The 12,500-nt window shown below is 35.6% G+C and carries 14 protein-coding genes; 3 read left to right on the forward strand and 11 right to left on the reverse strand.

Annotation, left to right across the window (positions count from 1 at the left end; translation table 11 throughout):
• Positions 1-54 precede the first annotated feature (54 nt).
• Entirely contained in the window at positions 55-1,047 is a 993-nt protein-coding gene (locus NKR20_RS14520; RefSeq protein WP_253427200.1) for an SH3 domain-containing protein, read from the forward strand.
• A gap of 263 nt (positions 1,048-1,310) precedes the next feature.
• Here NKR20_RS14520 and NKR20_RS14525 read toward each other — a convergent pair whose 3' ends face one another.
• The 4 genes from NKR20_RS14525 to NKR20_RS14540 form a co-directional block, all read right to left on the reverse strand.
• Positions 1,311-1,736, reverse strand: coding sequence for a DUF2935 domain-containing protein (locus tag NKR20_RS14525; RefSeq protein ID WP_121214918.1), 426 nt, complete (start codon positions 1,734-1,736; stop codon positions 1,311-1,313).
• Positions 1,737-1,864: 128 nt separating this feature from the next.
• Positions 1,865-2,488 carry an FMN-binding negative transcriptional regulator gene (locus tag NKR20_RS14530; protein ID WP_121214917.1) on the reverse strand — a complete coding sequence of 208 codons (624 nt, stop codon included), beginning with the start codon at positions 2,486-2,488 and terminating at the stop codon, positions 1,865-1,867.
• A gap of 11 nt (positions 2,489-2,499) precedes the next feature.
• The gene (gene paiA, locus NKR20_RS14535; RefSeq protein WP_253427202.1) at positions 2,500-3,009 is read right to left on the reverse strand and encodes a spermidine/spermine N(1)-acetyltransferase; all 510 of its coding nucleotides are present in this window, start codon (positions 3,007-3,009) and stop codon (positions 2,500-2,502) included.
• 24 nt (positions 3,010-3,033) lie between these two features.
• A complete protein-coding gene (locus tag NKR20_RS14540; protein ID WP_253427204.1) occupies positions 3,034-3,486 on the reverse strand; it encodes a MarR family winged helix-turn-helix transcriptional regulator in 453 nt (150 codons plus the stop codon).
• 278 nt (positions 3,487-3,764) lie between these two features.
• Here NKR20_RS14540 and hpaB point away from each other — a divergent pair, with 278 nt between their 5' ends.
• Complete coding sequence (hpaB, locus tag NKR20_RS14545; RefSeq protein ID WP_253427206.1) at positions 3,765-5,210, forward strand: 4-hydroxyphenylacetate 3-monooxygenase, oxygenase component; 1,446 nt, start codon at positions 3,765-3,767, stop codon at positions 5,208-5,210.
• Positions 5,211-5,283: 73 nt separating this feature from the next.
• On the opposite strand, the gene NKR20_RS14550 is transcribed toward hpaB, so the two are convergent.
• The gene (locus NKR20_RS14550; RefSeq protein WP_253427208.1) at positions 5,284-5,652 is read right to left on the reverse strand and encodes a peptidylprolyl isomerase; all 369 of its coding nucleotides are present in this window, start codon (positions 5,650-5,652) and stop codon (positions 5,284-5,286) included.
• A 144-nt stretch (positions 5,653-5,796) separates the two neighbouring features.
• Here NKR20_RS14550 and brnQ point away from each other — a divergent pair, with 144 nt between their 5' ends.
• On the forward strand, positions 5,797-7,149 hold the full coding sequence (gene brnQ / locus NKR20_RS14555; RefSeq protein WP_253427210.1) for a branched-chain amino acid transport system II carrier protein: 1,353 nt from the start codon (positions 5,797-5,799) through the stop codon (positions 7,147-7,149).
• A gap of 97 nt (positions 7,150-7,246) precedes the next feature.
• Here brnQ and NKR20_RS14560 read toward each other — a convergent pair whose 3' ends face one another.
• Genes NKR20_RS14560 through NKR20_RS14585 form a run of 6 tightly spaced genes read right to left on the reverse strand, consistent with a single transcriptional unit; the run spans position 7,247 to position 12,471 of the window.
• A complete protein-coding gene (locus tag NKR20_RS14560) occupies positions 7,247-8,719 on the reverse strand; it encodes an aldehyde dehydrogenase (protein ID WP_253427211.1) in 1,473 nt (490 codons plus the stop codon).
• On the reverse strand, positions 8,716-8,916 hold the full coding sequence (locus NKR20_RS14565) for a 2-hydroxymuconate tautomerase (RefSeq protein ID WP_121214952.1): 201 nt from the start codon (positions 8,914-8,916) through the stop codon (positions 8,716-8,718). The genes NKR20_RS14560 and NKR20_RS14565 overlap by 4 nt, the downstream gene beginning before the upstream one ends.
• A 19-nt stretch (positions 8,917-8,935) precedes the next feature.
• On the reverse strand, positions 8,936-9,727 hold the full coding sequence (locus NKR20_RS14570; protein ID WP_253427213.1) for a 2-keto-4-pentenoate hydratase: 792 nt from the start codon (positions 9,725-9,727) through the stop codon (positions 8,936-8,938).
• A 23-nt stretch (positions 9,728-9,750) separates the two neighbouring features.
• Positions 9,751-10,527 (reverse strand): 2-keto-4-pentenoate hydratase, encoded by a 777-nt coding sequence (locus NKR20_RS14575; RefSeq protein WP_121214909.1) that lies wholly within the window; start codon positions 10,525-10,527, stop codon positions 9,751-9,753.
• 22 nt (positions 10,528-10,549) lie between these two features.
• Positions 10,550-11,563, reverse strand: a complete 1,014-nt coding sequence (dmpG, locus tag NKR20_RS14580) for a 4-hydroxy-2-oxovalerate aldolase (protein WP_121214908.1) — start codon at positions 11,561-11,563, stop codon at positions 10,550-10,552.
• The gene (locus NKR20_RS14585; protein ID WP_253427222.1) at positions 11,560-12,471 is read right to left on the reverse strand and encodes an acetaldehyde dehydrogenase (acetylating); all 912 of its coding nucleotides are present in this window, start codon (positions 12,469-12,471) and stop codon (positions 11,560-11,562) included. The genes dmpG and NKR20_RS14585 overlap by 4 nt, the downstream gene beginning before the upstream one ends.
• Positions 12,472-12,500: the final 29 nt, after the last annotated feature.

Below are 12,500 nucleotides of genomic sequence, written 5' to 3' on the forward strand. Positions count from 1 at the left end.
AAATTTATGTATTAAATGATATTATATTCCTATAATGATAAGGAGGAATAAATAATGAAGAAACTAATTACTGTAATGCTTCTTTTTGCTTTTATTTTCATTACTCCATCTATATTTTTGGATGAAGTACATATAGAAGCAGCAGGAAAGACAATGTATGTTAATGCAAAAGACAATATTATTTTGCGAGAAAAACCATCTCAAAATGCTAAGAAACTGGGCACAATTAAAAATTACTCAGCTATCACTGTACTATCATCATCAAAAGGTTGGTCTTATGTCGAAACAAATAAGACAAAAGGCTATGTTTATACAAGTGCATTATCAAGTAAAAAACCTACCCCAACCATTAGTGGAGGATTAATACCAAAGGCTGGAATGAAGCTTACTTATTCACCATCGTTTCTATCCACGAAAAAAGAAGAATTTATCGTTAGCAAAGACCCCTACTGTACATACTTAATAAATATTTCAAGTAACGGTTCTGACGTTTGTTATTCTGAAAAACAGTCAAAGCTATCTATGGGTGTATCTGGAACAGATTGGGGCTTTTTCAATCTCACATACCCGATGAAACAAGGTCAATATATTAAAGATACGTATTTTGATTATGATTTAATGAAAGAAAAATATAATAAAGTACTTGTTGAAAGTACTTCTAAACAAGTTAAGGTGAAAGCAGGAACCTTTGATAATGTTGTAATCCTTAAATACACAACAGGTGAAAGATATTATTTTGTAAAAGATATTGGGATAATAAAAGCAACGGACAAAAAAGGAAAAACTGTTACAGAATTATCATCAGTAAAAAATATCAAACTTACAACAACAGATGCTGTAAAATTGGTACAAAAATATACAGGTTTCACGAATGATTCTGACATGATTTTCGAATATGATCATAAAAATAATGAACAACATTATATTATCCATGTATTTAGATTTGTAGGTGAACCAGGTTACGAACATACCGCAACGTATGGTTGGTATGGAGTAGATCCATATACTGGTGAGATTTACGATGCACTTACAGACAATCGTATTTAATTAAAAATAGACCTTCAACATACTTACTGTTGAAGGTCGTTTGTTTACTTATTATTATTTTGATGGCGTGAAGTGGATGAAGCTTTTCCTCTTCGTTGCTCCGGTGGAATTTTTGGTTTTGCATCATTTGTTTTTTTCTTTGGTGCGTACGAGTCTTTTACCATGTGCTCTTCCTCCATATTCGTATTGGTGTCGTTTATAGAATAACCTTTATGTAGTGAATTATTTGCGAAAGATATTGGCATATTATTTAAGAACTTGCTTTACCGTTGATATAAAATTGTTTGTGCAACCCCGATAAAATACTCAGATTCCACAATAATATGGTTTAATACTACTTTTGCAGTTGGATTCGTACGAATAGGAACACTTTCTTCCATCATGGTGTGGAGAAAGTTAATAAATTGTTCACTCTGTCTTAAACAATATCTGATAAGCTGCATGATATCATTGTATAACGATTGAGAAATATAGCCATTTGAACGGTTGACTGTTTCAATATATCGAACTACGCGTTGATGTGTTTTGGCAAATTCCTTTTCCCAATCTTTTAATGCCTGTACATACTTTTGTTCAAGATTTCCTACAAGCTCACGAATGACAACTGTGTGCTCCTCTTCTTGATGTTTCCAAAATTCAGCTTCATCAAGTACACGTAACGGCATCATATCTCCATAATAGTATTGCAACTCTTCTTCCTCCTATCTATTTATGGTCTTCTTAATTTATATTCAAATGAAGAAAGGGGAAGAACAAATAATCTGTCATGCAATTAGTAAGAAAAAAAGACCATCAAAAGATGATCTCTCAATAAATATTATTCAAATATTTCTAATCTCTTTTTCATCACATCTGCCATTTGCTTTGAATTTGGATCTTCTTCTTTTTGCAAGTTTTCAATAATGCTCAGATAATCTGCTTCATTTCGATTTTGACTAAGTTTATATGCAGCCTGTATGTCTTCTATTTTTATTTTAATACCTACAATTCCCTTTAATTGGCTTTCTAAAAATTGTGGAGAAAGTTTATCCCATAAAATTGGATTTTCACGATGTTGTTCATACTTTTCTAACAACCTCGTTAAATCTTCTATTAACTCTTCTTTTTCTAAAAGACTCCCTTTCCCATACATATGTACCGACTGATAATTCCAGGTTGGAGCATTTTCATGAGAATACCACGAAGATGAGATATACGAATGTGGTCCTTGGAACATCACAAGTACATTCTCACATGCTTCAATCGTTTTCCATTGAGGATTACCATAAGCCAAATGACCCTTAACAAAGTAATTTTCGCCTTCTTTAATTAACGTCAAAGGTAAATGCGTAGCAATTGGTTTTTCTTGCACGGTTGTCACAATCGTAGCGAAAGAATTATTTTGAACAAAGTCCCAAATTTCATCAACATCTGTTACTTTATATAGTTTGGGGATAAACATACATCTCACTCCTAACTCAGCGTTTTTGTCATAATATAATCGAGCTGTTCTTCATCACCTAAATAAAATGAATGTGATCCAGTTTGGATAAAGCCCATTTTCTTATAGAAAGCAATGGCATTATCATTTTTTTCCCATACGCCTAGCCAAATTTTCTTCCGATTAAGTTGAAGTGCAATTTCAACTGCTTTATTTAATAGAAGTTTACCAAGCCCATGTTTTTGATAATTCGTTTTTAAATATATTCTCTCAATTTCAATACAATCCTGCCCTACTTCTGCTTCATTTGTATTAACCTTCAAATATCCAGCAACTTCATCATTCACATAAACAAAATAAAATTGCGAAGATGTAGTAGATAATTCCGTTTCTAATTGCTTTAAATTAAACGCCTTGTCTAAATAGGCATTCATATTTTCAGGTGAATTTTGATCCTTAAAGGCACTGTTAAACGTATCGATACTAATTTCTTGAAGTGTTTGTAAATCTTCAAGGGTACATTTTTTGATATAAGTAGTCATTGTTGCAAGTCGCTCCTTCTTACATTAATAGTTTCGCTTATTTCCCTTTTTAACGTATTCCCAATCTTTCTCCACATTTTTTCTAACTCTTTGAAGGAGATTAAAAATGGTTTCTACTTCATCATCAGAAAATCCCTGTAATGCAACTTGATTGGAATAATCATTTTCTCTTTTTATAAAAGGATAAATTTGCTGTCCTTTTTCGGTTGGAAAGAGTTTTTTTATTTTTTTGTTATGGGGATCATCCTTTTTTTCGATGAAACCGTTTAATTCAAGTTTTTTAATTGCGCGGGCAGCTGTTGTTCGATCTACTTTGATCATCTCTGCTAATTTTTCTTGAATAATACCAGGGTTTTCACAGATTCGAACAAGGTATAAATATTGTCCTTTTGTTAAGTCATATTCTTTAAATTCGATATTACTTATTGAATCTAGTGCCCTTGCAATCATTCCTATTTCTCGAAGAATTTCCTTCATGGTCAATCTCCTTTTTACGATTGTTGCAAATACAACAAAAATTTCTATAAAATAAATTTAACTTCATTTTGTTGTAAATGCAACAAAAAAATTTTCTAATTCAACCAACCAGTACAATATCACCAATTGATTTTGCTTTTAATAACATGATATATAGAAATGCAAGATTTTCACCCTAAATATCAATGTGCATGTTCTAACTACGAAAATGAGCTATACGTAAACAATCCTTTTATACCTAAGTGTGTTACATTAAATCATTAATTAGGAGTGACAATGTGGGGGCTATTAATGGAAAAGAGTACATTAATCGATTAAATCAGTTAAAAAACGAAATCTGGTTAGATGGAAAAAAAGTTGAAGGATTACTTTCTGAACACCCTGTCTTTAAAGGCCTCATTCAAGAAAAAGCTGCATTATATGATTTACAGCTAGATCCCCATTATATTGAGGCAATGACTTTTATTTCACCTGAATCAGGTGATCCAATTGGGCTATCCTACATGCAACCAAGAAGTATAGATGATTTAAAAAGAAGACGAAAAATGTTTGAGCAATGGGCAAAGAAAACCTATGGGATGATGGGGAGAAGTCCTGATTATTTGAATACTGCAATAATGGCTTTCGCCTCTTCCGCTAGCTTTTTAGAGGGAAAAGAAAATTGCTTTCCAGAAAATCTTGTACAATTTTATAAAATGGCAAGAGAAAAGGACTTAAATTTCACACATACATTTATTAGTCCACAAGTAAATCGTTCACAATTCTATTTTGAAGATAGTAAAGAACCCATAGCAGCAAAAATTGTTGACGTGACGGATGATGGACTTGTCATTAAAGGTGCTCGATTACTTGCAACCCAAGGCGGATTAACGGATGAAGTATTTGTAATTAGTATTGGTAAACTTTTTAATGAAGATGAGGTATTTGCGTTCTCAATACCATCCAATACAAAGGGACTTAAATTTATTTGTAGGGATACTTTTATCGGAGGAACATCTCACTTCGATCATCCATTAAGCTCAAGATATGAGGAAATGGATTCCATTGTCGTATTCGATAATGTATTAGTTCCTTGGGACAGAGTATTTTATTACAAGAATGGTGAAGTAGCAGAAAAATTTATTAATCAAAGTGCGTTTCATAATCTTGCTATACACCAAGTAATCACAAGGCAAATAGTCAAAACCGAATTTATTTTAGGGATTGCACAAGTATTAATTGAAACCATTAATATTGGAGAATATCAGCATATACATGAGAAAGTATCCGAAATCATTTGTGGATTGGAGACAATGAAAGCATTATTGGAAAAAGCAGAAAATGACGCCTCGATTGATGAATATGGAATCATGCGTCCTGATATTACCGCTTTAAGTGTAGCTAGTTTAACTTTTCCGAAATTGTATCCTCGATTCACTGAAATCATTCAAATAATGGGTGCTAGTGGCATCATTACATTACCTACTGAAAATGCCTTTCTATCAGAGATAAGAAATGATTTAGACCAATACCTACAAGGAGCAACAAAATCAGCTGAAGACAGAGTAAAGGTCTTTCGCTTAGCATGGGATTTAACGATGAGTTCTTTTGGAACAAGGGAAACACAATATGAACGTTACTTTTTTGGCGATCCGATTCGTTTAGTTAGTAGTGTTTATAAAAGCTATCCGAAAGAGCAATTTGTAAAGGATGTATGCAAATTTTTACAGATAGAAAATCTATAAAGATATCAAGCTCACAAACCTCGTTATTCAAAGTTTGTGAGCTGTTCTCCTTTAACTAAAAACGTCCACTAAATTATTGAACAGTAATGTTATCAAAAGGTGTTGATTTGCCATTTACAAGAACATCGATTGAATCGTGTTTAGCATCTGTTGTTAAATAAAATGTCTTTTGCTTAATAACAGTATCATCTAAATTTGTTTCATCAATCTTTATGATTAAATCCTTCCCTTTTGTTTCTAAATTCGTCTCAATATCTCCTTTTGAATAAAACACAATATAAAGACCTTTTCCTCCATCCGAGATTAATTGAAGTTTGAGATTGGAATCCACAATTTCTTGCACACTATTTGGTACGTTTTTAATTTCCTTTAAACTCAATGTTGACGAATCGCAACCAAAAACCATCAAGATTACCAAAAACACAATTAATCGTTTCTTCAATAAATCACCCACCTTTCTTTGTTTTATGTAAGGACAGGCTATTAGAAGGGGCTTCGAGCACTTATGTATGTATTCTTAAATATATAGCTAGCTAATAAAAAAGATGTTAAAATATATGTCATTCATCTTAGAAGGAGCATAAATATGGAACAAAAAATATCATTTTCTACCTATGCCATTATTGGCACGATGCTATTTGGAATGTTCTTTGGTGCAGGAAATTTAATCTTCCCAATCCAAATGGGACAACTTGCAGGCACGAATTTTTGGCCAGCATTAATTGGATTCCTTATCACGGCCATAGGACTTCCATTCATCGGAATTTTAGCGTTTGGTTTATCCGGAAGTAGTGGATTACGTCATTTAGCAAGCCGTGTTCATCCAATCTTTGGACTAGTCTTTTCAGTAGCACTTTACTTAACGATTGGACCATTCTTTGCGATACCTCGTACAGCAACGGTACCTTTCGTAGTTGGATTTGAACCTTATATTAATCAAGCACAGAGCAGCTTATATTTAGGAATCTTTAGCTTTATATTTTTTGCAATAGTCTATTATTTCTCTTTGAATCCAGCAAAGATTATCGACTATATTGGTAAATACTTAACACCTGCATTTTTAGTGTTTTTATTCATATTAATTATTACTACGATTGTAAAACCAATGGGACAGTTCGAAAATCCGACTGGTGATTATATCGATTTAGCCTTTATTACGGGCTTTAAAGAAGGATATAACACAATGGATGCCCTTGCCTCCCTTGCATTCGGTATTGTTGTTATTCAAGCCATCAAGAGTCAAGGTATTACTAATACAAAAGAGATTGCAAAAGCTACTTGGAAATCTGGAATCTTCGCTATGGCATTAATGATGCTAATTTACGGGCTCATTACTTACATGGGGGCATCTAGTATTTCAGCAATCGGCTCATTCGATAATGGTGGTTTAATTTTTGCTGCCGTGTCTCAACACTATTTCGGATCATTCGGGAATATCTTACTTGCCATTATTATCGTATTAGCTTGTTTAAAAACAAGTATCGGACTTATTACGTCTTGTAGTGAATTTTTTAATCAAGTCCTTCCAAAAGTAAGCTATAAATGGTTTGTTCTAATATTATGTCTTGTATCATTTTTCATTGCGAACTTTGGACTGACGAATATTATTCAATATGCTGTACCAGTTTTAATGCTTCTCTATCCTTTAGCTATTGTGCTAATCTTATTAACTCTTTGCTCACCTTTATTTGGCCATAAGCAAAGTGTTTATGCAGCAACAATGTTCTTTACGTTCTGTGTAAGCTTATTGGATGGTTATAGTGCATTAGTTGGTAGCTTGCCAGGAGCTGCTTTCTCGTTATTCGAAAAAATAAAAGTGTTCTACATGGATTATTTGCCACTTTACGATATTGGTCTTGGCTGGATTTTACCAGCTATCGTTGGTGTAGTGATCGGGGTATTATGGCCAAAGAACACTAAAAAAACAGCAGTTCAATAATGTATGTTCTGAACCAGCTTAGCTATTAAGCTGGTTCTTAAATTTATATATCTCCAACACGAAAACACCCGTAAATAGTTACGAGTGTTTAATAAAATTATTTTAAAGCTATACAAATATTTTTTGCTTCCGTGAAAAATTCCATACTGTGATGACCACCTTCACGTCCTACCCCACTTTTCTTAAAACCTCCAAATGGCGCACGAAGGTCTCGAACAAACCAACAATTCACCCAAATTGTCCCCGCTCTAACAGCGTGAGAAATTCGATGGGCACGTTGAAGATTTTCAGTCCATACAACCCCGTTTAATCCGTATTCTGTATCATTGGCGATACGAAGAGCTTCTTCTTCTGTATCAAATGGAATAATTGTAACGACTGGTCCGAAGATTTCTTCTTGGCATAAACGTGTTTTAGGATTTTCTTGGATATACACAGTTGGCTCTAAGTAATAGCCATTTTGTAAATATTCAGGTAACTCTGGGCGTTTTCCACCACAAATTAATGTCGCATTCTCATCTTTAGCAATTTCTAAATAACTTGTTACCTTTTTATAATGCTCTTCACTAACAAGAGGGCCCATTCTTGTTTCCGCATCTTGTGGATCTCCCACTTTAAGTTCCATCGCCGCTTTTTTAAATCGGTTAATAAACTCATCTAAAATTGTACGTTGCACTAAAATTCTTGATCCGGCAAGGCATACTTGCCCTGAATTCATGAACGCTGCTTGAATCGAAACAGGAATCGCTTTATCCAGATTCGCATCTTCAAATATGATATTTGCCGCTTTTCCACCCAACTCAAAGGAGAATTTCTTCAAAGAATCCGCGCCGTTTTTCATAATTCGTTTTCCAGTAGCCGTTGAACCAGTAAATGAAACTATATCTACTTCTGGATGCGTTGTTAAAGCAGTACCTACAACCGACCCTTTACCATGAACGATATTTACTACACCATCTGGAATCCCTGCTTCTTTCGCAATCTCTCCAAGAAGTGATACCGAAAGTGGAGTCATTTCAGCTGGTTTTATAATAGCTGTGTTACCTGCTGCAAGGCATGGGCCAAGTTTCCATGTAGTTAACATAAACGGAACATTCCATGGTGTAATAAGTGCCGCAACTCCAACTGGTTCGTATCGAGTATAATTGATATACTCTTCTTCCATTGGATAAACTTCACCGCCTTGATTCTCCATAAAATCGGCAAAAAATTTGATATTATTTGCTGCACGAGGTACTTCGTGTTGCACTGCAGAATGAAATGGTTTCCCTACATCAATTGCATCTAACCCCGCGATTTCCTCTTTCCGTTCAAGTATAATTTCAGCCATTCGGCGAAGTTTTGCACATCGCTCTGCAACTGTCATCGTTCTCCACGGACCATTTTCAAAAGCGTTTCGTGCTACACGACAAGCACGGTCTACATCTTCAATCGTCGCTTCACTAACTCTTGCAATTACTTCTTGTGTCGCAGGATTTTTCACCTCAAAAGTAGCATCGTCCATTGCTTTCGTATATTCTCCGTTTATATATAAACCGACTTCTCTTACCTTCGTTTGTATATTTGTCATTTTGTAACCTCATTTCTCTTCTTAACTGACTCTCCTGCAATTCCCCAATGTTCTGGCTCTAATTCATTAATCATAATACGAACATTTTGGACGGGAGCTTCTAAGACATTCGAAACGACATCCGTAACTTCACGTATCAATCGTTCTTTCTTTTCTGGTGATCTACCTTTAAGAATATTAATCTGAATAAATGGCATAACTATCTCCCCATTCAACTTATTCAATGAATCTAGCTTCCACCGTTCCAATACCGTCAAATTCTGCTGAGAAGTGGTCACCTGGTTCAATTTTAATGGCCGCAGATAAAGAACCACTTAAAACAATTTCACCAGGTTGTATACTTTGCCCGACTTTATATAATCGGTTAGCTAACCAGGTAATAGCTCTTGCTGGATGACCCATAACTGCTGCACCCGCACCTGTTGCAACCACTTCTCCATTTTGCTTAAATACCATGCCCATTAATTTCAAATCAAATTCTTTTGGTGAATAAAATCTTTCACCAATAATAAATCGAGAAGAAGAAGAGTTATCTGCTACCGCATCTTGTAACGTAAAACTGAAGCCATGGAATCTACTATCTATCAGTTCTACGGCAGGTGCTATATATTTCGTTGCATTCAGTACATCAGCCACCGTCACATGAGGACCTTTTAATTCTTTATCAAAAATAAAAGCAATTTCAGGTTCCAACTTGGGGTGGATGAATGGTGAAATTGATATTTTATCACCTTCGAACAGTTGCATACTTTCTAGTAACACACCATAAGAAGGTTCATGTACACCCATCATTTCTTGTTTCGCTTTACTCGTTAATCCTAGTTTTCTACCAATTCTTTTTGTATTTTCTTCTTTACATTTCATTTCAATTAGTCGTTCCTGTACTTCATAAGCTAATGCTTCGTCTAGTTCAGGATACTGGTCTACAAACTTACTAACTGCCTTTTTCCTTTTTTCCGCTCGTAGTAGTTCATAGGCAATTTGATCAATCATATTTGTTTTTATCATGTTATCACCTAGTTCCTTTACTATCATTTAAACGAAGCTGTAACTGAACCGATATGGGCAAATTCCGCTGTGAATGTATCATTTTTCTTTACTTCCACCGCACGGGTTAAAGCACCTGAAAGTATAATTTCACCTGCATTTAGAGAGACACCATATTTACTTAATGAATTGGCTAACCAAGCAACAGACCTCAATGGATTTCCTAATACGGCTGCCCCAGCTCCAGTATCAATCATTTCACCATTTTGATATGCTACCATGCCAATGCGTGTAAGATCGATTCCCTCTAGTTTTGTTGGTTTCCCACCGATAATTGCACTTGCAGAAGATCCGTTGTCAGCTACTGTGTCTTCAAATTTAATTTTCCAATCTTCAATTCTACTATCTATGACTTCAATGGCAGGGACAATATAATCCGTGGCATCGATTACATCTACAATCGAAACATTTGGTCCCTTTAAATCCTTTTTTAAAATAAAAGCTATCTCAAATTCAACTTTTGGTTGAATATAGTTTTCTAGAGAAATAGTCTCACCTTCGATAAACATCATATCTGCTAGTAGATGACCGTAGTCAGGCTGGTTAACACCAAACATATTTTGAATTGCTTTACTTGTTGCGCCTATTTTTTTCCCTACAATAATGCCACCATTTTCAACTTTTCGGCGAATAATCTCTAATTGTGTATGATATGCTTCATCAACTGTTATTCCTGGATAGGAAACGGTTAATGGCTCGATTACCTGTTTTGTTACTTCGGCTTCTATTAATCGAGTAGCGGCCTCTTGAACAATCGTCATAACTGTCCCCCCTTACCTTGGACTATACTTTTACTCCCTTTTTGTTCGCTAGTTCTACAGCCACATCGATAATCCAGTCTTCCTGTCCTGCGATGGTTTGCCTTTTACCTAGCTCTTCCATAATTTCACCTACACCAACACCAAACTTCTCTGCAGCATGTTTAACATGTAAAAGGAAGCTATTATAAACTCCAGCATAGCCACTTGATAAATTGTCACGATCGACAACAATAGGAGATTTCATAATTGGTGCTACCTTTTCTTCTGCTGCATCCATTAAAATAGCTAGATTGATGCCCGTATCTATATTCATCTTGTTTAAGACAGCAACAAGGACTTCAGTTTGTGCATTTCCTGCTCCCGCTCCTAGCCCTCTTAATGTTCCGTCAATTTGGTCTGCTCCACATTCAATGGCAGCCAAAGTATTTCCAATTGCTAATCCAAGGTTATTATGCGCATGGAATCCTACTTCAATGGACAATGCTTCTTTTAATGCAGAAACTCTTTCCCGAACGCCCGTTGGAACTAGAGCCCCAGCAGAGTCAACAACATAAACACAATCAGCACCATAGGATTCCATTAATTTTGCTTGCTCTACAAGTACTTTTGCCGGTTGAGTGTGTGACATCATGAGGAATCCAACTGCTTCAAGGCCTAACTCTTTAGCTAAACGGAAATACTGTTCTGTCACATCGGCTTCTGTACAATGAACTGCAATTCGTATTATTGAAATACCTAAGTCCGCTGCTTTTCTTAATTCTTCACTCGTACCTATCCCTGGAACAAATAAAGAAGCTATTTTAGCATTTTTGGCGGTTTGCACCGCCACTTTAATTAATTCTAATTCCGGATGTTTAGAAAACCCTTGCTGGATTGTTGAACCATTTAAACCAGATCCATGACTTACTTCGATCACAGGTACACCGGCTTCATCTAAATCTTTTACAATAGTTCGTACTTGTTCTGGTGTATAACTATGACTAATCGCATGATCACCATCTCGTAATGTTGTATCTGTCAGTCTAGGTATTTTCATCGTGCACCCTCCTTCACACTAAGTACATGTGCTGCATAAACATCGCCAACTTGATATGCTGATGCTGTCATAATATCCAGGTTTCCAGCATAAGTAGGGAAAAAGTCTCCTGCTCCAACTACCTCATTCATAATGACAACAGTTGGTAAACGACCCCAAGGAGTGTCACGATAATCGACAATTGGTGTTCCTTTTAATCGATAGCCAGGGACATACTTCGAAATCTCTTTTGCAATCGATTCAACAGATTGAATTACCGCGCGCTCATCAAATTCTTCTTTAATCACAGCGTAAACAGAATTTGTCATATTAATCGGTGGCTGTGCTGGATTAAATACAGGAATGGCTCTAGCAATTTTTGCTCCACCAATTTTTTGTACTGCACTAGCCGTTGTGCGAACAAATTCATCTACATTTTGTCTTGTTCCTGGTCCAATTGATACACTTGCAGCTGTTGCGATAACTTCTGCATAATGTACAGATACTACACGATTGACCGCATATACAAGAGGAGTTGTAGCCTGACCACCACAAGAAATCAAATTCACATTCATTTCTTCAAGATGTTCATTTAGATTTACTGTTGGAACCACAAAGGGCCCAACAGCTGCTGGCGTCATGTCTACGGCAAATTTCCCATGTTCTTTTAATTTAGGTGCATTTACTTGATGGGCTTTCGCGCTAGTTGCATCGAACACAATCTTAATTTCTGAGTCTTCTAGAATCTCATCAATTCCATAATGACTTGTCGCAATCCCCTTCTCCTTTGCTCTAGCAAGTCCCTCAGATTTTGGATCAATCCCTGCTACTAGGGCTAACTCCATATTCCCATCATTTTTTAATATTTTATACATTAGGTCTGTCCCGATATTTCCAGAACCTAGTATTGCTACTTTTACTTTTGCCAAGTCATCACCCCACTATTCTAGTAATCTAT

This window comes from Ureibacillus endophyticus (genome assembly GCF_024159215.1).
Taxonomy (GTDB): Bacteria; Bacillota; Bacilli; order Bacillales_A; family Planococcaceae; genus Ureibacillus; species Ureibacillus endophyticus.